This is a genomic window from Mycolicibacter sinensis (assembly GCF_001667945.1).
GTDB classification, from domain to species: domain Bacteria; phylum Actinomycetota; class Actinomycetes; order Mycobacteriales; family Mycobacteriaceae; genus Mycobacterium; species Mycobacterium sinense_B.
This window is the reverse complement of sequence record NZ_LZJK01000020.1, coordinates 91,852-110,506: the sequence shown is the minus strand read 5'-3', so window position 1 is coordinate 110,506 and position 18,655 is coordinate 91,852. Positions and strand designations below refer to the sequence as shown.

The window sequence follows — 18,655 nt, the reverse complement described above, 5'->3', positions numbered from 1 at the left end:
GTCGCAGGGCGGGGTCACTGGACGGGCAGGCGGACTTCCAGCGAATCGAGGATGGCCTGCTTGGCGGCGATGTAGTGCGGGTTATCCGGGTCGGTGGTCTGGATGGTGAGGGTGAGCGCCCAGATCCGGTCCTTGGCGTTCTGCACGGCGATGATCAGCCCGGTCGCCGGCCGGCCCTGCAGGTTGTAGGTGATCGTTCGGCTCGCAAATCCCGACACCGTGCCGGGGACATCGGTGTCGAGTTCGCCGACGACGTTGGCGACCGCGGCGCGCTCCTTGGCCAAAGCCTGCGCGGGAAGCCCGACCTGGCCGGTGAGTTCCTCGAGGGTCACCACCGCGTTGGGGGTGAAGCCGTGCCGGCGCAGCTCCTGGTTGAACAGCACCCCGCGCAGCGGCGGGGAGTCGTTGCTGGGCATGAACTCCCAGCCGGGCGGGCGGGGGAGGGTGATCGTCGGTTCGTCGGCGTCGCGGGGATCCAAGGTGATCGATCCCTCGCCGGGCGGCTGGTCGACGGCTTCCATGAAGGTCCTTTCGGTACGTCAAGAACGAGAACCAGGCCAGCGCCCGATCGGCCAGCGCTTGCGGACGTAGCCAGCGCCGAAGCCCAGGTAGGCGAAGATCGCCCCGGCGACGACCGCACCGATCAGGTCCGTCGTCTCGGACTTGTTCATCGAGCTGTAGAACGCAATCGCCAGGAATGTGGCGGACACCATCGGCCCGACGACCCAGTAGAGCCACTTCGACCTTGCGTCCTTGTGAGGGTCCACCGGAATCCCGATGAAAAGCATGACCAGCAGGGCGACCCCGATGAAGCCGTTTGCGTTACTGATGGTGATCGATCTCCCTTGCCGTGCAGGTCAGCCGAACAGGCCGTGCCAAGCATTCGAAATGCCCTCGCCCACATTCTTTCCGAACTCGCTGCCGACGAAGCCGCCGACCACCGCCCCGGCACCGGCACCGACGACCGCCCCGATGGCGGTTCCGGGCCCGGGGCCGAAGAAGGTACCGATCGTCGCGCCGATCTCTGCGCCGGTCTGGGCTCCCAGGCCGGCGCCCACCAACCCTCCGGTGACATCACCCGCGGTTTTGGGAACGACATCGACCAGGGCGGTGCTCAAGGAGGCTCCGTTGCTCACATCGTTCTGGATCTCCATCGCCCCGTTCGCCACCGTGATGAGGTTCCCCGCGAAACCCAAACGTTTGCCGAACTTCTCGACGCTCTCCATGGCTTGCGGCATCGGCAGGCCGCCACCGGGAATCCCGGGGTTCGGTGAGCCGCCCGGCGCGAAGGCGGGCAAGTCGGGACGGACCCAGGGGGCGTTGGCTTGGCCACCTGCCGCCGCCAGGCCGTCGCCGACGTTGCCCCACTTGCCGTTGATCTGGGTGGGTTGGCTCGGCGGCGCCGGTGGGGCACCGGGGCGGGTCATCACCGGTGTACCGGGCGGAATCCAGGGCGGGATGGGCCCGGGGGCGCCGGCGCCACCGTCACCCGCTTTGCCATCGGCCGGCGCACCGGGCGCGTTGCCGGCGTCGCCTACCGGGGGCGGGGTGCCATTGGGCGCGCCGCCGTTGCCTCCGGCCCCGCCGTCGGCATTGGTCGGGGCGCCGGAGGGAGCAGACGCCCCGTTGCCGCCGGCGCCACCATCGGCGCCCGGGCGGCCGTCGGGGGTGCCGTTCGCAGCCCCGGCCCCGCCGTCCGCCCCGCCGGCCGGTGCCGCCTCGGCGTCGTACTTGCGGATATCGGGGTCGTAGCCGTCCTTGACCCGCAGGTTGGTCAGCGCCTGCTGCAGGCTCGTGGAGTAGTTGTCGCGGATGTATGTGGCGTTGTGCAGCGCTGTTGCGGCGTCGTTATTGGCCAGTTGACGAGCCTGCTGGATGTCGGCGTCGTGGTTCTGGCCCTGGCTCGCCTGACTGAGGTAGACCCCGATCTGGGCGTCGAGCACCAGCAGGTTGGCGTTGAGCGCGGTGATGTTGGCCTGTGAGGCGGCACGGGCCTGGGCCAGATCCCCGGCAATGGTCTCCAGGTCGGCGGCGATCTGGCCGAGCTGCTCTTTGGTGGCGTGCAGGCCATCTTTGACGCGTTGCACTTCGGCGCCGTTGTTGATCGGCTGTTCACCGTTTTCGCGGTTGTACTGCTGGAAGTGCTGTTGGGCGGTTTGGAAGGTCTGCTCGGCGGCGGTGGCCGAGCCGGCGGCCTGATGGAACGCCTGGGCCAGGAAGTTGATCTGGGTGGGGCTACCGGCCTGCAGGCTGTCGTCGACCGCCCACGGGTCACCGCCGGCGTGGGCGATCAGGTCGGCGATCTGCAGGTGTTGCAGGGCCGGGCGGCTCACTGGCCAGTGCCGTCGGCGGTGATGTCTCGCAGCAGCTTGGCGTTGTGGTCGTCCATCCGGGTGAAGGTGCTGGCGGCGGTGCGCACGTTCTCGGCGATGCCGGTGAGGTTCTGGTGGTGATTCTGCAGCGCCTCGCGGTGGCCGTCCTTGGCGGTGCCGAGCGCCGCGTGGAAGCTGTGGGCGGCATCGAAATCACCGAACATGCCGGTGCTCACCCCGGCCAGCCCGAGGCGCTGCGCACCCGTATCGGCGTGCCCACCGGCGTCATCGGACACATTGGCTCCGGTGCGCAACACGTGGGGGTTGACGTCCATCGCCTGTACCTTCCGTCGGCCTGGTCGGGGTAGTCAAAGATTACCGACGGACGGGGCCGCGTCAATTCACCTCGGCAGCTGCTACACCAGCGGACGTCCGGTGCGGATGCGCCGGTCCAGATCCCACAGGATCACGTTGAACGGAAAGGCGCGCAGGAACGGCGGCAGCAGATTATTGACGCCACGGAGCAGGCGCATCAACCGGTCGAACCTGCGTTGCCGCTGCGCGTCCCACGGCAGCCGCATCTCATCGCGGAAGCGCTGGGGCAGAAAGCCGGTGGTGATCAACAGCGCAAGGCGTTCGTTGGCCCGCTGCAGCGGTCCGGGCAGGGTCAAGCCGCGCAGCCGGCTGGCCGCGATCGGCTCAAGGTAGGCGCGGACCGCGTCGTCGATGTGCACCTTGTCCAGCTGCTCCTGCCAGTACCGGTCGAAGGCGGCCCGGTCCGGCGGCCACATGTCCTCGGGAACCTGGAGCATGGTGGCCATGGCCTTGCCCTCGTTGTGGTAGTGCCGGTCGGCGTGCTCGTCGTCCATCTCACCGAGGAAGATGCGGTGGATGTCGACGTTGCCCTTGTACAGGCAGGCGCCGACCCACAACTGCAGATCACGGTCGAAGGCGTTGTACTTCACCGGGCTGTCGTTCGTCGAGCGAACCTGGCGGTGCGCACTGTTGACCGCCTCGCGGAACGCGGCCTGCTGTTCGTCGGTGCCCTGGGTTGCGACCACCAGATAGGTGAACGTGGTGCGTGCCCGCTTGATCGGGTGCAGGTCGACGCGTCCGCTTTCCACGCGGCTCTCCAGCACGCCATAACCCACCTCGGGACGCGCTAGTTGCATGATCACGTTGGCCGGCCCGGCCAACAGCGCCACGCCCATCATCATGTTGTCGGTGCAGGAGACCTGCGGCAGCCAGGAACGCCGACGAGGCGCGAGTGCGCTTGGAGAATCGCTCACCGAACGCTCCACCAGGGGAATCGGCTCGCTGATCGTCATGGCTGCACCTCGCAAATTGTGAGAACGTCGGTTTCCTGATATTGCCGAGCCCCGGGGCCGATGTCAACATGGGGGACATGGGGACCGCCGTGCCGGAGCGCCCGTATCGGGGGGTGCAGGCAGCCGAACGGCTGGCCGAGCGGCGGGAACGCCTGCTGGCGGCCGGCCTCGATCTGCTCGGTGCTCGGGACCTGACCGAGCTGACCGTGCGTGGAATATGTCGGCGCGCCGGTGTGGCATCCCGCTACTTCTACGAGAGCTTCACCGACAAGGACGAGTTCGTAGCCGCGGTCTTCGACTGGGTGGTCAACGACCTGGCCACCAGTACCCAGGCCGCCGTGGATGCGGCACCCTACGCCGAACAGACCCGCGCCGGCATGGCCCACCTGGTGGCGGCCATCGCCGGGGACGCCCGCGTCGGCAGGATGCTGTTCAGCACCCGGCTGACCAACGCGTTGCTGGTGCGCAAACGGGCCGAGTCGAGCGCGCTGTTTGCGATGCTGTCCGGCCGCCACGTCCAGAATGTCCTGCAGGTGCCGGGCAACGACCGGATCAAGGCGGCCGCGCATTTCGTGGTCGGCGGGGTGGCCCAGACGATCGGCGCCTGGCTGGCCGGGGAGATCCACCTGCAGCCCGCCCAGCTCGTGGACCAGCTGACCGCCCTACTGGGTCAGCTCGACGACCCGGCGCTGTACCGGGATTAGCTGCGCCGCTTGCGCTGCCTGCGCTTGATGCCCACCCCGCCCCACAGCGAGAAGCCGCGGACGCGCACCGTCGGCGCGCCCGGAGTGCCTCGACCCTCGACGTGTTGGTCGAAGCCGCCCATCACCCCGTGGCCGTGGATGTCGACGTTGACTTCCGGCGGCAGCAGAATGGTCTGCCCGCCCATGATGGAGTAGGCGTTGATCTCGACGTCCGTCGCGGTGAAGTCGGCGTAACGCAGGTCGATGACGCCGCCGCCCCACAGCGAGAACGTGGTCAGCCGCTTGGGCACGTTCCAGCGTCCGCGCCGCTCGAACGAGCTCAGGATCGCCAGCAGCAGCGTGGAGGGTGCGGGTTTGCAGTCGCCACCGCGGTGCGGGCACACCGAGGAACCCGGAAGGTCGGCGCGCAGCCCGTCGAGCTCGTCGTAGGTCTGCGCCGCGTAGGCCTTGGCCAGCCGGTCCTCGTACTCGCTCATCGGCAGTTGGCCCTGCGCAGCGGCGTCGCCGAGCAGCTGCGCCAGCTGGATCCGGTCGGTGTCCGCGGCACGCGCGCGCATGCCGGGGGTGTCGTTGCTTCGCCGGGCTGAGTTTCTCATCGGCTAAAGAGCCTACGACGAACCGATCGGGACGCAAGCACGGTTGCCCACAGTAGCTAACCCGCCCAGCTGGGGGGACGCTTCTGCAGGAAGGCAAGCATCCCTTCCCGGGCCTCGTCGGAGACGAACATCCGTGCCGAGGCCAGGCTGAGCCGCTCCGCGTCACGGTCGAAGCCGGCCAGCACCGCCGCGGTGGTCAGTGCCTTGGAGGCCGCCAGCCCCTGCGGGGACCCCAGCCGCAGGTCGGCGACCAGATCCGCGACGGCCGCTCCGATGTCCTCCACGGCCAGGGTGATCAGCCCGATATCCGCGGCTTCGGCCGCGCCGAACTTCTCGCCGGTCAGGTAGTAGCGGGCCGCGGCCCTCGGCGACAGCTTGGGCAGCAGCGTCAGCGAGATGATCGACGGCGCCACGCCGATCCGGGCCTCGGTCAGGGCGAAGGTACTGGCCGGCCCGGCGACCGCGATATCGCAGGCCCCGACCAGCCCCATGCCGCCGGCGCGCACGTGACCGTCGACCGCGGCGATCACCGGCCGCGGGCACTCGACGATGGCCCGTAGCAGGGTTGCCAGCTCGCGGGCCCGGTCAGCGGCCAGGTCGCCCGGGTCACCGCCGGAGGCCTCACTGAGATCGGCACCGGCGCAGAACGTGTTGCCGGTGTGGCCGAGCACGATCACCCGCACGTTGGGGTCGGCGGCGGCGTCGCGCAGGCCGGCATGCAGTTGCGCGACCAGCCGGCTCGACAGTGCGTTGCGGTTGTGTGGCGAATCCAGGGTCAGCCGGGCCGAGCCGTCTTCGGTGTGCTCCGGCCCGGTGTAGGAGACCAGGGTGTCCATCAGTACGACCGGGGCAGGCCCAGCGACGTCTGGGCGACGAAGTTGAGGATCATCTCCCGGCTCACCGGCGCGATCCGGGCCAGCCGGGACGACGCGATCGCCGCAGCGATGCCGTACTCCTTGGTCAGGCCGTTGCCGCCCAGGGATTGCACCGCCTGGTCGACCGCCCGCGTGGAGGCCTCGCCGGCAGCGTACTTGGCCATGTTGGCCGCCTCCGCGGCGCCGAAGTCGTCCCCGGCGTCATACAGTGTGGCCGCCTTCTGCATCATCAGCTTGGCCAACTGGATCTCGATGTGGTTCTGGGCCAACGGATGCGACAGGCCCTGGTGCGACCCGATCGGGGTTTTCCAGACCTGCCGGGTGGTGACATAGGCGACGGCCTTGCCGATCGCGAAGCGGCCCATGCCGACCGCGCTAGCCGCGCCCATGATGCGCTCTGGGTTGAGTCCGGCGAACAGCTGCGCGATGGCGGCGTCTTCGGAACCCACCAGGGCATCGGCGGGCAGCCGCACGTCGTCGATGAATACCTGGAATTGGCGCTCCGGGCTGATCAGCTCCATCTCGATCGGGGTGTAGGTGAATCCGGGGGTGTCGGTGGGCACCACGAACAGCGCTGGGCGCAGGTTACCGGTCTTGGCGTCCTCGGTGCGGCCGACCACCAGCACCGCTTGCGCCTGGTCGACGCCGGAGATGAACGTCTTCTGGCCCTTGAGGATCCAGTCCGAGCCGTCGCGGCGCGCGGTGGTGGTGATCTTGTGCGAGTTCGATCCGGCATCGGGTTCGGTGATGGCGAACGCCATGGTCAACGAGCCGTCGGCGATGCCGGGGATCCACCGCTTCTTCTGCTCGTCGGTGCCGAACTTGGAGATGATGGTGCCGTTGATGGCCGGCGAGACCACCATCATCAGCAGCGCGCAGCCGTTCGCCGCCATCTCTTCCATGACCAGCGACAGCTCGTACATGCCTGCCCCGCCGCCGCCGTACTCCTCGGGCAGGTTGACGCCGATAAAGCCGAGTTTGCCCGCCTCGTTCCACAATTCGTCGGTGTGCTCACCGGCGCGGGCCTTCTCCAGGTAGTAGTCCTGACCGTAGTTGCGGGCCATCGCCGCGACCGCCTCACGCAGTGCGCGACGTTCGTCGCTTTCGATGAAGCTGGTGTCGCTCTTCGGATCGGTCACAGTGGGTCTCCTTCTGCTTGCTGTTCGGGATGTGCCCCCGCTTCCAAGCGGGCCAGCACGGCGCCGACCTCGACCTGATCGCCGGGTTTGACGTTGAGTTGGGTGAGTACCCCGTCGGCCGGTGCGCTGATCGTGTGCTCCATCTTCATGGCTTCCAGCCAGATCAGCGGCTGGCCGGCGGTCACCGGGGCGCCGAGCTCGGCGCCCACCCGGATCACGTTGCCGGGCATCGGCGCCAACAGAGACCCTTGCGCGACTGCTGACTCGGGATCGGGGAAGCGCGGCAACGCCACCAGGTGCACCGGACCGGCGGGGGAGTCGACGTAGACATCGGCACCGTAGCGGGCAACGGTGAATGTGCGCGCCACACCGCAGGAATCGGCCAGCACCACCTCGTCGGGAGTCGACGAGACCAGGCTGACGTCATCGTTGATGACCAAACCCGTTCGGGTGAACCGATATTCGACCCGGTGTTCGGTGCCGTCATCGTCGGCGTAGGTCTTCGTCTGGTATCCCGACGCCAGGTTGCGCCAGCCGCCCGGAAGGGAGCCGAATGCCTGCGCGGTGGCCCGGTTGTGCCCGGCGTCGGCCAGGGCGGCTGCGACCGCCGAAGCCCGGACGGTCGCGGCGTCGGCCAGCGGTGCCGACAACTCGGCCAGGCCGTGGGTGTCGAAGAACGCCGTGTCGGTGGCACCGTCAAGGAACGCCGGATGCCGTAGCACGTTGACCAGCAGGTCGCGGTTGGTGCGCAGCCCGTGCAGCCGGGCGCGGGCCAGCGCACCCGCCAGCACGGCGGCCGCCTGACGGCGGGTGGGCGCATAGCTGATGACCTTGGCCAGCATCGGGTCGTAGTGGATCGACACCGTCGAGCCGGCCTCGATGCCGGAGTCCAGCCGGACCCCGGTGCGCCGGCACAGGGTGTGGAACCGTGCGGCCACCCCGGGGATGTCGATGGCGTGCAGCAGGCCGGCCTGCGGCTGCCAGCCCCGGGCCGGATCTTCGGCGTACAGTCGCGCCTCGATCGAATAGCCGTGCGCTGCAGGCGGTTCCGGGTCCAGCCGGGCGCCGTCGGCCACCGCGATCTGCAGCTCGACCAGGTCGCAGCCGGTGGTCTCCTCGGTGACGGGGTGTTCGACCTGCAGCCGGGTGTTCATCTCCAGGAAGTAGAACGCCCCGTCCTCGTCGGCGAGGAACTCCACGGTCCCTGCGCCGGTGTAGCCGATCGCGGTCGCCGCCAGGCGGGCCGCCTCGAAGAGCTTGTCGCGCATACCGGGGATGCGTTCCACCAGCGGCGAGGGGGCCTCTTCGATGACCTTCTGGTGGCGGCGCTGAATCGAGCACTCCCGCTCTCCGACCGCCCACACCGTGCCGTGCGCATCGGCCATCACCTGAACCTCGATGTGGCGGCCGGTCGGCAGATAGCGCTCACAGAACACCGTCGGGTCCCCGAATGCCGCGGCGGCTTCGCGCTGGGCGGCCGCGACCTCATCGGCCAGCGCGGACAGCTCGGTGACCACCCGCATACCGCGGCCACCGCCGCCGGCCGAGGCCTTGACCAGCACCGGCAGCTGCGCTGCGGTGACGCCTGCCGGGTCGAGCTCGTCGAGGACCGGGACGCCGGCCGACGCCATCAGCTTCTTGGCCTCGATCTTGGAGCCCATGGAGGTCACCGCGGCCACCGGGGGGCCGATCCACGTCAACCCGGCGGCCTGGACGGCGGCGGCGAATTCGGCGTTCTCGGAAAGGAATCCATAGCCCGGATGCACGGCGTCGGCGCCAGCGGCGCGCGCGGCGGCGATGATCGCCTCCGCCGACAGGTACGAGGAGGTCTCCGGCAGGCGCACCTTCGCGTCGGCTTCGGCCACGTGCGGCATGCCCGCGTCGGGATCGGTGTAGACCGCGACCGTGCCCAGGCCCAGCCGGCGGCAGGTGGTGAAGACCCGCCGGGCGATCTCGCCGCGATTGGCCACTAGAACATTGCTGATCATGGGAGTCCTCACATCCGGAAGACGCCGAAGTTCGACGTCCCCTCGACCGGGCCATTGGCGATGGCGGACAGGCACATTCCCAACACGGTGCGGGTGTCGCGGGGGTCGATGACGCCGTCGTCGTAGAGCCTGCCGGAGAGGAACATCGGCAGCGACTCGGCTTCGATCTGGGCTTCGATCGCCGCACGCAGCGCCGCGTCCGCGGCCTCGTCCACCTGCTGCCCGCGGGCCTCGGCGGCGGCGCGGCTCACGATCGAGATGACGCCGGCCAGCTGTGTGCCGCCCATCACCGCCGCTTTGGCGCTGGGCCAGGCGAACAGGAAGCGCGGGTCGTAGGCCCGCCCGCACATGCCGTAGTGCCCGGCGCCGTAGGAGGCGCCGATCAGCAGCGAGATGTGCGGCACTGTCGAGTTGGATACGGCGTTGATCATCATCGAGCCGTGCTTGATCATGCCGCCCTCTTCGTAGGCCTTGCCGACCATGTACCCGGTGGTGTTGTGCAGGAACAGCAACGGGGTGTTGGACCGGTTGGCCAGTTGGATGAACTGGGTGGCCTTCTGGGATTCCTCACTGAACAGCACGCCGCGCGCGTTGGCCAGGATCCCTACCGGGTAGCCGTGCAGCCGGGCCCAGCCGGTGATCAACGACGAACCGTAGAGCGCCTTGAACTCGTCGAACTCCGAACCATCGACGATGCGGGCGATCACCTCGCGCGGGTCGAACGGGATGCGTAGGTCGGCCGGCACGATGCCGATCAGTTCTTCGGCGTCGAATTTCGGCTCTACTACCGGAAGTGGTTTCGGGCCCTGCTTGACCCAGTTCAGCCGGGCTACGATCCGCCGGCCGATCCGCAGCGCGTCGAGCTCGTCGTTGGCGAGGTAGTCGCCCAGACCCGAAGTGCGCGAATGCATTTCTGCGCCGCCAAGCGACTCGTCATCGGACTCCTCACCGGTGGCCATTTTGACCAGCGGCGGCCCGGCCAGGAACACCTTCGAGCGCTCCTTGATCATCACCACGTGATCGGACATGCCGGGCACGTAGGCTCCGCCCGCGGTGGAGTTGCCGAAGACCAGCGCGATGGTCGGGATACCCGCGGCCGAGAGCCGGGTCAGGTCGCGGAACATCTGACCGCCGGGAATGAAGACTTCCTTCTGGGTGGGCAGGTCCGCGCCGCCGGACTCGACCAGCGAGATCACCGGTAGCCGGTTCTGATGAGCGATCTGATTGGCCCGCAGGATCTTTCGTAGCGTCCACGGATTGGAGGTGCCGCCCTTGACCGTCGGGTCGTTGGCGACGATCATGCACTCCACGCCTTCGACGGCACCGATCCCGGTGACCAGGCTGGCCCCGACCTGAAAATCGCTGCCCCACGCCGCCAATGGGCACAGTTCCAGGAACGGCGAGTCGGGGTCGATGAGCAACTCGATGCGCTCGCGTGCGGTGAGCTTGCCGCGGGCGTGGTGCCGCTCGACGTACTTGGTGCCGCCGCCGGCCAGGGCCTTGGCCAGCTCGGCGTCGAGCTCGCTGAGTTTCTCGGTCAGCGCCGCGGCGGCTTCGGCGTAGGCGGGAGACGCCGGGTCGAGCGTGGATTTGAGAATCATGATTGGTATCCAAGCGTTTTGGCGGCCAGCGAGGTGAGGATTTCGGTGGTTCCGCCGCCGATCCCGATGATCCGCATGTCGCGGTACTGGCGCTCCACCTCGGATTCGGACATATATCCCATGCCGCCGAAGAGCTGCACCGCCTGGTTGGCCACCCACTCGCCGGCCTCCACCGCGGTGTTCTTGGCGAAGCACACCTCGGCGATGAGGTTGACCTCCCCGGCCAGCTGCCGTTCGACGACGTGGTGGGTGTAGACCCGGGCCACGTCGATGCGGCGGGCCATCTCGGCGAGGGTGTTCTGCACGGCCTGGCGGGAGATCAGCGGACGGCCGAAGGTCTCCCGGTCCCGGCACCAGGCCAGGGTCAGCTCCAGGCAGCGCTGCGCACTGGCATAGGCCTGCGCGGCCAGGCCGACCCGTTCGGAGACGAACGCCGCGGCGATCTGGGCGAAGCCGGTGTTCTCGACGCCGACCAGGTTCGCCGCCGGCACCCGGGCGTCGACGTAGGACAGTTCCGCGGTGTCCGAGGACCGCCAGCCCATCTTGTCCAGCTTGCGACTCACCTCGAAGCCGGGCGTGCCCTTCTCGACCACCAGCAGCGACACCCCGGCCGCGCCGGGCCCGCCGGTGCGCACCGCCGTGACGACATAGTCGGCGCGGACCGCGGAGGTGATGAAGGTCTTGGCACCGTTCACCACGTAGTGGTCGCCGTCCCGGCGCGCCGTGGTGCGCAGGTGCCCGACATCCGAGCCGCCACCCGGCTCGGTGATGGCCAGCGAGCCGACCTTCTCCCCGGCCAGGGTGGGAGCGACGAACTCCTCGATCAGCCTTGTGTCACCGGAGGCGATCATGTGCGGCACCGCGATACCGCAGGTGAACAGGGAGGCGAACACCCCGCCCGGGGCTCCGGCCTGATGCATCTCCTCGCAGACGATCACCGCGTCGGCGGCGTCGCCGCCACTGCCGCCGACTTCCTCGGCGAAGCCCGCACCCAACAAGCCGACCTCGGCGGCCTTGCGGTGCAGCTCGCGCGGCAGCTCGCCGGTGCGTTCCCACTCGTCGACGTGCGGCAGAATCTCGCGCTCGACGAAACCACGCACGGTCTTGCGCAGCGCCTCGCGTTCGGGGGTGGTCCAGATACTCACGGTGTCCCTTCTGGTAGCAGTCGCTCCGGAATCTCGAGGTGACGGCTGCGTAGCCATTCGCCCAACCCTTTGGCCTGCGGGTCGAACCGGGCTTGGTAGGCGACCCCTTGACCGAGGATGCCCTCGACGACGAAGTTCACCGCGCGCAGCTTCGGCAGCAGATGGCGGGTGACCGGCAGGTCGGCGGTCTCGGGCAGCAGTTCGCGCAGCTTGGCCACGGTCAGGGTGTGGGCCAGCCAGCGCCACTGTTCATCGGTGCGCACCCAGACCCCGACGTTGGCCGAGCCGCCCTTGTCGCCGCTGCGGGCGCCGGCGATCAGGCCCAACGGGGCGCGCCGGGTCGGGCCGGGCGGCAACGGCTCCGGCACCTTCGGCTCGGCGGCCGGCTCAAGTGCGAGGGTCTCGGCCGCGGGCGAGATGTCCACCCGGGTGCCGTCGGCGTGCACCGCGATGTGCGGCACCTTCGCGGCGTCGACGTAGCCGGGGGTGAACACCCCGTAGACCTGGCCGTCGCCGGGCGGGGCGGTGACGCAGAACCCGGGGTAGCTGGCCAGCGCGAGCTCGATGCCGGCCGCGGAGAACTTGCGGCCCACGTTGGCGGGGTCCGGATCGCGCACCACGCAGTGCAGCAGGGCGCTGGCGGTTTCTTCGGTGTCGGCGTCGGGGTGATCGGTGCGCGACAGCGTCCACTCCAGCTCGGCTGGCCGGACCGTCATCGCCGCCTCCAGCTGGGTGCGCACCAGCTCGGCCTTGGCCTCGACGTCCAGGCCGGTCAACACGAACGTCGTGGAGTTGCGGAACCCCCCGATGCTGTTCAGCGACACTTTGTAGGTGGGCGGCGGTGGCTCGCCGGTCACGCCGGAGATCCGCACCCGGTCCGGCCCGTCGGCGGCCAGTTCAATGCTGTCCATGCGCGCGGTGACGTCGGGATTGGCGTAGCGGGCACCGGTGACCTCGTAGAGCAGCTGCGCGGTGACGGTGTCGACGCTGACCAGCCCGCCGGTGCCAGGATGTTTGGTGATCACCGACGACCCGTCGGCGTGGATCTCGGCGAGCGGGAACCCGGGGTGCAGCAACTTCTCGGTGGGAATCTCGGTGAAGAAGGCGTAGTTGCCGCCGCTGGCCTGGATGCCGCACTCGATGACGTGGCCGGCCACCACTGCCCCGGCGAGCCGGTCGTAGTCGGTGCGAGCCCAGCCGAAGTGGGCGGCGGCCGGACCGACGATCACCGAGGCATCGGTGACCCGCCCGGTGATCACGATGTCCGCGCCCCCGGCCAGGCACTCGGCAATGCCCCAGGCGCCGAGGTAGGCGTTGGCGGTCAGCGGAGAACCCAAGTCCAGCTCGGCGGCCCGGGGCAGCAGGTCGTCGCCCTCGACGTGGGCCACCCGGGTCGGCACCCCGAGGCGGTCGGCGAGCTCGCGCACCGCGTCGGCCAGACCGGCCGGATTGAGCCCGCCGGCGTTGGCGACGATGCGAACCCCCTTGTCATGGGCGAGTCCGAGGCACTGCTCGAGCTGGGTCAGGAACGTCTTGGCGTAACCGCGCTCGGGGTTTTTCATCCGGTCACGGCCCAGGATCAGCATGGTCAGCTCGGCCAGGTAGTCGCCGGTGAGATAGTGCAGCTCACCGCCGGTGAGCATCTCGTGCATCGCGGCGTGGCGGTCGCCGTAGAAGCCCGAGCAGTTGCCGATCCGAACCGCTGCTGTCATCCCCAAATCCCATCCCTCAACCAACCGGTAGGTTATCCGGTACCGCTGGTGTCGCGTCAAGGCGGACAGCCGCCGGTGAAGCTCGCCCGCCCCCCGGGCGGGGGTTCCAGCTTCGGCTGTGCTTCGTCGAGCCTCGCTGAACCGCGGGCCAGTGTCATTTTGGAGTCGGCCCAGGTAACCGGTTATCCTTTTGCAGAAGTCCCGCCGTTGGTTCTGGCGGCAACCCGCACTATCGAGGAGAGGCTCGACCATGGCCGTGCCGAAGCGCAGAATGTCGCGCGCGAACACCCGTTCCCGCCGCGCGCAGTGGAAGGCTGAGGCTACCGGCCTGGTCAACGTGTCGGTCGCCGGCCGCGCCTACAAGGTGCCGCGTCGACTGCTCAAGGCCGCCCGCCTGGGCCTCATTGATCTCGACCGCCGCTAAAAGGGCTCCGACACGACCGGTGCCTGCCCCTCCAGATCGCCTATCGATGATTGGATAGCACGCATGGCTACCCGGGTACTGGTTGTTGATGATGACCGCGCGGTGCGCGAGTCGTTACGCAGGTCACTGTCGTTCAACGGTTACTCCGTCTCGTTGGCCACCGACGGCGTCGAGGCGCTCGAGGCGATTTCCAGCGACCGGCCGGACGCGATGATCCTGGACGTCATGATGCCCCGGCTGGACGGCCTGGAAGTCTGCCGTCAACTGCGCAGCACCGGTGACGACCTGCCGATTCTGGTTCTGACCGCCCGTGACTCGGTCTCCGAGCGGGTGGCTGGCCTGGACGCCGGCGCCGACGACTACCTGCCCAAGCCGTTCGCCTTGGAGGAACTGCTGGCGCGGATGCGTGCCCTGTTGCGCCGCACCACCGCCGAGGACCTGTCCGAGTCGGTGGCGATGTCCTTCGAGGATCTGACGCTGGACCCGGTGACCCGCGAGGTGACCCGCGGTGACCGGCAGATCAGCCTGACCCGCACCGAGTTCGCGCTGCTGGAGATGCTGATCGCCAACCCGCGCCGGGTGCTCACCCGCAGCCGCATCCTCGAGGAGGTGTGGGGCTTCGACTTCCCCACCTCGGGCAATGCGCTGGAGGTCTACATCGGATATCTGCGTCGCAAGACTGAAGCCGAAGGGGAGCCGCGGCTGATCTACACCGTGCGCGGGGTGGGTTACGTGCTTCGCGAGACCCCGCCCTGATGCAGTTTTTCCACCGGCGGCAGGACGGCGCTTCGGCGCAGAACACGTCCCTGTCGCTGCGCTGGCGGGTGATGCTGCTGGCGATGTCGATGGTGGCGCTGGTGGTGGTGTTGATGGCCGTCGCCGTCTACGCGGTGATCTCGGCGGCGCTGTACAACGACATCGACAATCAGCTGCAGAGCCGCACCGAGATGCTGATCGCCAGCGGTTCGCTGGCCGCCGATCCCCGCAAGGCGATCGAGGGCACCGCCTACTCCGACGTCAACGCCATGCTGGTCAATCCCGGCCGGTCGATCTACACCGCCAACCAGCCCGGGCAGCGGCTGCCGGTCGGACCGCAGGAGAAGGCCGTCATCCGCGGCGAACTGTTCTTGTCGCGGCGCACCGCGGCCGGTCAGCGGGTGCTGGCCGTGCACCTGCCCAACGGCAGCACGCTGTTGATCTCCAAGAGCCTGGCGCCCACCCGCGCGGTGACGATGAAGCTGCGCTGGGTGCTGCTCGTCGTCGGCGGTGTCGGTGTCGTGGTGGCCGCGGTGGCCGGCGGGATGGTTACCCGGACCGGTCTGCGGCCGGTGGGCCGATTGACCGAGGCGGCCGAACGGGTGGCCCGCACCGATGACCTGCGACCGATTCCGGTCTACGGCAGCGACGAATTGGCCCGGCTCACCGAGGCGTTCAACGCCATGCTGCGGGCACTGGCCGAATCGCGGGAACGCCAGGCACGGCTGGTCGCCGACGCCGGTCACGAGCTGAAGACCCCGCTGACGTCGCTGCGGACCAACGTCGAGCTGCTGATGGCCTCGGCGGAGCCGGGCGCCCCGCAGTTGCCCGAGGAGGAGATGGCCGAACTGCGTGCGGACGCAATCGGTCAGATCGAGGAATTGTCCACGCTGGTCGGCGATTTGGTGGACCTCACTCGCGACGACCAACGCGAGGTCACGTTCGAACAGGTCGACCTCAACGAGGTCGTCGACCGCAGCATGGAGCGGGTCCGTCGGCGGCGCAACGACATCGAGTTCGACATCCAGGTGGTGCCCTGGCACGTCTACGGCGACGCCGCGGGCCTGTCGCGGGCGGTGCTGAACCTGCTCGACAACGCGGCCAAGTGGAGCCCGTCGGGCGGGGTCGTCGGCCTGCGGATGCGCCAGATCGACCCGACGCACGTCGAGATGGTGGTGTCCGACCAGGGGCCGGGAATCCCGGAGAACGAGCGGGAATTGGTGTTCGAACGCTTCTTCCGGTCCGACCAGGCCCGCGCGATGCCCGGGTCCGGCCTGGGGCTGGCCATCGTCAAACAGGTGGTGCTCAAGCACGGCGGTGCCATCACCATCGAAGACACCGTGGTCGGAGGTCAACCGCCCGGGACGTCGATCCGGATGGTGCTGCCCGGCGGGCCGACCTCCGCCGGCGAGATACCGGCCACGGCCGTCACAGGCGGTTCTCAGTCCACCTAGGCATGGTGGTGAGGCAACTTCACGTCTCGAGGAGCAGGCAGCAACATGATGAACCACCCGGGGTACCCCCCGCCGCGTCAGCAGCCGGAACGGCCCAATCCGGCGGGTGCGTCTGCGGGGGAGCAGCGTGGACCCAACGGCTATCCGGGCCCGGGGGCGCAGAACCCGTACTCGCAGGCGTACGACTGGCGCTATGCCCAAGCGCCGGCCCACCAGGGGCAGCAGCCGTCCTACCGCTCCGCTTATGACGGCTCCTACGGCCGGCCGCCGCTTGCGGGTGCGGGCGGGCCCCCGAGGCGCTCACGCACGGGCGCGCTGCTGCTCGGTGCGGCCGCGATCGCTGCCCTGTCGGGTGTGACCGGCGGTGTGGTGGGTTCGGCGCTGCACTCCGACCACAAAGCGCTCGCCAGCGGTGGCCGCACCAGTCTTCAGGCACCGGGTGTGCCCGCCGCGGTCACTCTGCCGGACGGGTCGGTCGAGAAAGTCGCCGCGAAGGTGGTGCCCAGCGTGGTCATGCTCGAGACCGATCTGGGGCGCCAATCCGAGGAGGGATCCGGCATCATCCTGTCCGCCGACGGGATGATCCTGACCAACAACCACGTGGTCGCCGCCGCGGCCAAGGCGGATGCGACCTCCAAGGCGCCGCCGAAGACCACGGTGACGTTCGCCGACGGACGCACCGCACCGTTCACCGTGGTGGGCACCGACCCGGCCAGTGACATCGCCGTGGTGCGGGTACAGGGTGTCTCGGATCTGACCCCGATCACGCTCGGCTCCTCGGCGGACCTGCGGGTGGGGCAGCACGTGGTGGCGGTCGGGTCGCCGCTGGGCCTGGAGGGCACGGTGACGACCGGGATCGTCAGCGCCCTCAACCGGCCCGTCTCCACCAGCGGTGAGGCGGGCAACCAGAACACCGTGCTCGACGCGATCCAGACCGATGCCGCGATCAACCCGGGCAACTCGGGCGGGGCGCTGGTCAACATGAACGGCGACCTGGTGGGAATCAACTCGGCGATCGCGACGATGGGCGGCGACTCCACGGAAGCCCAGAGCGGCTCTATCGGCCTGGGCTTCGCGATTCCGGTGGATCAGGCCAAGCGGATCGCCGACGAACTCATCAACTCGCCCGATCACACCGCGACCCACGCCTCGCTGGGGGTGCGGGTCACCAGCGAGCGCAGTCTGCACGGCGCGAAGGTGGTCGAGGTGGTGCCGGGGGAGGCGGCGTCGAAAGCCGGCCTGCCCGAGGGGGCGACCGTGACGGCGTTCGACAAGCGTCCGATCGGCAGTGCCGACGCGCTGGTGGCCGCCGTGCGGTCCAAGGCGCCCGGGGACCAGGTGACGCTGACCTACCTCGATGCGGGCGGAGCGACCAAGACCGCGCAGGTCACCCTGGGTAAAGCCCAGCAGTGACGGGACTGGTGGGGCCGCCCGGGTTTTACGCGATATACGGTTGCAGGCATGGAACAGACCCCAGAACTCGCCGGCCGGGCGCTCGTCGTCGTCGTCGATGACCGCACCGCGCACGGCGATGAGGACCACAGTGGTCCGTTGGTCACCGAACTGCTGGCCGAGGGCGGGTTCATGGTCGACGGCGGGGTCGCCGTCGCCGCCGACGAGGTCGAGATCCGCAACGCGCTCAACACCGCGGTGATCGGCGGAGTCGACCTGGTGGTGTCGGTCGGCGGCACCGGGGTCACCCCGCGCGACGTCGCCCCGGAGGCCACCCGCGACATCCTGGACCGCGAGATCCTCGGCATCTCCGAGGCGCTGCGTGCATCCGGCCTGGCGGCCGGGATTCCCGACGCCGGGTTGTCGCGCGGTCTGGCCGGGGTTTCGGGCAGCACCTTGGTCGTCAATCTGGCCGGTTCCCGGGCCGCGGTGCGCGACGGGATGGCGACGCTGAACCCCCTGGCGGCCGCAATCATCGGCCAGCTGTCCAGTCTGGAGATCTAGGCGCGCCATGCCCGGACTCGGCGAGCACCAGTCCTCCTCCGACGAGCGCGATCCGGATGACGCTCGCGAGATCGAGGAGCGCGAGCGGTGGCTGCGGGACAACGTCCCGCCACATCACGGTTGAGATTCGACTTCGCGCAATCACCCGCGCCCACGCGCCGGTGGCCATTACGGTTCGCTTGGGCGGTGCAGGGCTGCCCGCAGGGATTCCGGGCGGAAGGGGTGCACGGGTGTTCAAAGGATTCAAGAATTTTCTGATGCGCGACGACGTCATCACCGTCGCCATCGGTCTGGTGGTGGCGCTGGCGTTTTCCAACCTGGTCAAAGCTTTTACCGACAGCGTGATCAACCCGCTGGTGGCAGCCGCGCAGCCGGACACCTCCGGGCTGGGGCTGGGCTACCAACTCGGGGCGGAGGGCAACGAGGCGACCTTCGTCGACCTCGGGGCATTCATCTCGGCGATCATCTACTTCATCGTGTTCATGGCGACCATCTACTTCTTCATCGTCTTGCCCTACAAGCACATTCAGAAGCGGCGCGGCAAGACGGTGTTCGGCGACGCGCCGCCCACCAAGACCTGCCCGGAGTGCATGTCCGAAATCGCCGCCGAAGCGACCAAGTGCAAATTCTGCGCCAGCCCGCAGCCGGCCGCTGCGGCTTGACGA

Annotated in this window: 19 protein-coding genes; 7 read left to right on the top strand and 12 right to left on the bottom strand. The window is 68.9% G+C overall.

Annotated elements, in window-relative coordinates:
- Positions 1 to 14 precede the first annotated feature (14 nt).
- From A5694_RS01855 to A5694_RS01835, 5 genes are all read right to left on the bottom strand, one after another.
- Positions 15 to 521 carry an LpqN/LpqT family lipoprotein gene (locus tag A5694_RS01855; protein ID WP_064920146.1) on the bottom strand — a complete coding sequence of 169 codons (507 nt, stop codon included), beginning with the start codon at positions 519 to 521 and terminating at the stop codon, positions 15 to 17.
- An 18-nt stretch (positions 522 to 539) separates the two neighbouring features.
- Positions 540 to 767: a hypothetical protein gene (locus A5694_RS01850; RefSeq protein ID WP_125226059.1), complete on the bottom strand. Its 228-nt coding sequence runs from the start codon at positions 765 to 767 to the stop codon at positions 540 to 542.
- A gap of 90 nt (positions 768 to 857) precedes the next feature.
- Positions 858 to 2,333, bottom strand: a complete 1,476-nt coding sequence (locus tag A5694_RS24435; protein WP_064920144.1) for a hypothetical protein — start codon at positions 2,331 to 2,333, stop codon at positions 858 to 860.
- Positions 2,330 to 2,647, bottom strand: coding sequence for a DUF2563 family protein (locus A5694_RS01840; protein WP_064920143.1), 318 nt, complete (start codon positions 2,645 to 2,647; stop codon positions 2,330 to 2,332). Before A5694_RS01840 ends, A5694_RS24435 begins: the two co-directional genes overlap by 4 nt.
- 81 nt (positions 2,648 to 2,728) lie before the next feature.
- The gene (locus tag A5694_RS01835) at positions 2,729 to 3,640 is read right to left on the bottom strand and encodes an oxygenase MpaB family protein (protein ID WP_064920142.1); all 912 of its coding nucleotides are present in this window, start codon (positions 3,638 to 3,640) and stop codon (positions 2,729 to 2,731) included.
- A gap of 77 nt (positions 3,641 to 3,717) precedes the next feature.
- Here A5694_RS01835 and A5694_RS01830 point away from each other — a divergent pair, with 77 nt between their 5' ends.
- The gene (locus A5694_RS01830; RefSeq protein ID WP_109535563.1) at positions 3,718 to 4,344 is read left to right on the top strand and encodes a TetR/AcrR family transcriptional regulator; all 627 of its coding nucleotides are present in this window, start codon (positions 3,718 to 3,720) and stop codon (positions 4,342 to 4,344) included.
- On the opposite strand, the gene A5694_RS01825 is transcribed toward A5694_RS01830, so the two are convergent.
- Genes A5694_RS01825 through A5694_RS01795 form a run of 7 tightly spaced genes read right to left on the bottom strand, consistent with a single transcriptional unit; the run spans position 4,341 to position 13,400 of the window.
- Entirely contained in the window at positions 4,341 to 4,940 is a 600-nt protein-coding gene (locus A5694_RS01825; RefSeq protein ID WP_064920140.1) for a DUF1707 SHOCT-like domain-containing protein, read from the bottom strand. The genes A5694_RS01830 and A5694_RS01825 overlap by 4 nt on opposite strands.
- 56 nt (positions 4,941 to 4,996) lie before the next feature.
- On the bottom strand, positions 4,997 to 5,776 hold the full coding sequence (locus A5694_RS01820) for an enoyl-CoA hydratase family protein (protein WP_064920139.1): 780 nt from the start codon (positions 5,774 to 5,776) through the stop codon (positions 4,997 to 4,999).
- Entirely contained in the window at positions 5,776 to 6,954 is a 1,179-nt protein-coding gene (locus A5694_RS01815) for an acyl-CoA dehydrogenase family protein (RefSeq protein WP_064920138.1), read from the bottom strand. The genes A5694_RS01820 and A5694_RS01815 overlap by 1 nt, the downstream gene beginning before the upstream one ends.
- The gene (locus tag A5694_RS01810) at positions 6,951 to 8,942 is read right to left on the bottom strand and encodes an acetyl/propionyl/methylcrotonyl-CoA carboxylase subunit alpha (RefSeq protein WP_064920137.1); all 1,992 of its coding nucleotides are present in this window, start codon (positions 8,940 to 8,942) and stop codon (positions 6,951 to 6,953) included. Before A5694_RS01810 ends, A5694_RS01815 begins: the two co-directional genes overlap by 4 nt.
- Positions 8,943 to 8,950: 8 nt before the next feature.
- A complete protein-coding gene (locus A5694_RS01805) occupies positions 8,951 to 10,540 on the bottom strand; it encodes an acyl-CoA carboxylase subunit beta (RefSeq protein WP_185746735.1) in 1,590 nt (529 codons plus the stop codon).
- Positions 10,540 to 11,688 (bottom strand): acyl-CoA dehydrogenase family protein, encoded by a 1,149-nt coding sequence (locus tag A5694_RS01800; RefSeq protein WP_064920135.1) that lies wholly within the window; start codon positions 11,686 to 11,688, stop codon positions 10,540 to 10,542. Before A5694_RS01800 ends, A5694_RS01805 begins: the two co-directional genes overlap by 1 nt.
- On the bottom strand, positions 11,685 to 13,400 hold the full coding sequence (locus A5694_RS01795) for an acyclic terpene utilization AtuA family protein (protein WP_064920134.1): 1,716 nt from the start codon (positions 13,398 to 13,400) through the stop codon (positions 11,685 to 11,687). The genes A5694_RS01800 and A5694_RS01795 overlap by 4 nt, the downstream gene beginning before the upstream one ends.
- A 250-nt stretch (positions 13,401 to 13,650) precedes the next feature.
- On the opposite strand from A5694_RS01795, the gene rpmF reads away from it, so the two are divergent.
- The 6 genes from rpmF to A5694_RS01765 all read left to right on the top strand — a co-directional run bounded on the left by rpmF (position 13,651) and on the right by A5694_RS01765 (position 18,652).
- The gene (rpmF, locus tag A5694_RS01790) at positions 13,651 to 13,824 is read left to right on the top strand and encodes a 50S ribosomal protein L32 (protein WP_064920133.1); all 174 of its coding nucleotides are present in this window, start codon (positions 13,651 to 13,653) and stop codon (positions 13,822 to 13,824) included.
- A 63-nt stretch (positions 13,825 to 13,887) separates the two neighbouring features.
- Positions 13,888 to 14,580 carry a response regulator transcription factor gene (locus tag A5694_RS01785; protein WP_064920132.1) on the top strand — a complete coding sequence of 231 codons (693 nt, stop codon included), beginning with the start codon at positions 13,888 to 13,890 and terminating at the stop codon, positions 14,578 to 14,580.
- Complete coding sequence (locus tag A5694_RS01780; protein WP_064920131.1) at positions 14,580 to 16,034, top strand: HAMP domain-containing sensor histidine kinase; 1,455 nt, start codon at positions 14,580 to 14,582, stop codon at positions 16,032 to 16,034. The genes A5694_RS01785 and A5694_RS01780 overlap by 1 nt, the downstream gene beginning before the upstream one ends.
- A gap of 45 nt (positions 16,035 to 16,079) precedes the next feature.
- Positions 16,080 to 17,447, top strand: coding sequence for a S1C family serine protease (locus tag A5694_RS01775; RefSeq protein ID WP_064920130.1), 1,368 nt, complete (start codon positions 16,080 to 16,082; stop codon positions 17,445 to 17,447).
- Between the two features lie 48 nt (positions 17,448 to 17,495).
- Entirely contained in the window at positions 17,496 to 17,990 is a 495-nt protein-coding gene (locus A5694_RS01770; RefSeq protein WP_064920129.1) for a MogA/MoaB family molybdenum cofactor biosynthesis protein, read from the top strand.
- 230 nt (positions 17,991 to 18,220) lie between these two features.
- Positions 18,221 to 18,652, top strand: coding sequence for an MscL family protein (locus A5694_RS01765; protein WP_064920128.1), 432 nt, complete (start codon positions 18,221 to 18,223; stop codon positions 18,650 to 18,652).
- Positions 18,653 to 18,655: the final 3 nt, after the last annotated feature.

What these genes read in the sequence shown, in the direction of transcription:
- A5694_RS01825 (WP_064920140.1), bottom strand. Translation starts at nt 4,940, where the DNA reads ATGAGAAACTCAGCCCGGCGAAGCAACGACACCCCCGGCATGCGCGCG.
- A5694_RS01770 (WP_064920129.1), top strand. Translation starts at nt 17,496, where the DNA reads ATGGAACAGACCCCAGAACTCGCCGGCCGGGCGCTCGTCGTCGTCGTC.
- A5694_RS01855 (WP_064920146.1), bottom strand. Translation starts at nt 521, where the DNA reads ATGGAAGCCGTCGACCAGCCGCCCGGCGAGGGATCGATCACCTTGGAT.
- A5694_RS01840 (WP_064920143.1), bottom strand. Translation starts at nt 2,647, where the DNA reads ATGGACGTCAACCCCCACGTGTTGCGCACCGGAGCCAATGTGTCCGAT.
- A5694_RS01810 (WP_064920137.1), bottom strand. Translation starts at nt 8,942, where the DNA reads ATGATCAGCAATGTTCTAGTGGCCAATCGCGGCGAGATCGCCCGGCGG.
- A5694_RS01820 (WP_064920139.1), bottom strand. Translation starts at nt 5,776, where the DNA reads ATGGACACCCTGGTCTCCTACACCGGGCCGGAGCACACCGAAGACGGC.
- A5694_RS01795 (WP_064920134.1), bottom strand. Translation starts at nt 13,400, where the DNA reads ATGACAGCAGCGGTTCGGATCGGCAACTGCTCGGGCTTCTACGGCGAC.
- A5694_RS01835 (WP_064920142.1), bottom strand. Translation starts at nt 3,640, where the DNA reads ATGACGATCAGCGAGCCGATTCCCCTGGTGGAGCGTTCGGTGAGCGAT.
- A5694_RS01775 (WP_064920130.1), top strand. Translation starts at nt 16,080, where the DNA reads ATGATGAACCACCCGGGGTACCCCCCGCCGCGTCAGCAGCCGGAACGG.
- rpmF (WP_064920133.1), top strand. Translation starts at nt 13,651, where the DNA reads ATGGCCGTGCCGAAGCGCAGAATGTCGCGCGCGAACACCCGTTCCCGC.
- A5694_RS01830 (WP_109535563.1), top strand. Translation starts at nt 3,718, where the DNA reads ATGGGGACCGCCGTGCCGGAGCGCCCGTATCGGGGGGTGCAGGCAGCC.
- A5694_RS01780 (WP_064920131.1), top strand. Translation starts at nt 14,580, where the DNA reads ATGCAGTTTTTCCACCGGCGGCAGGACGGCGCTTCGGCGCAGAACACG.
- A5694_RS01785 (WP_064920132.1), top strand. Translation starts at nt 13,888, where the DNA reads ATGGCTACCCGGGTACTGGTTGTTGATGATGACCGCGCGGTGCGCGAG.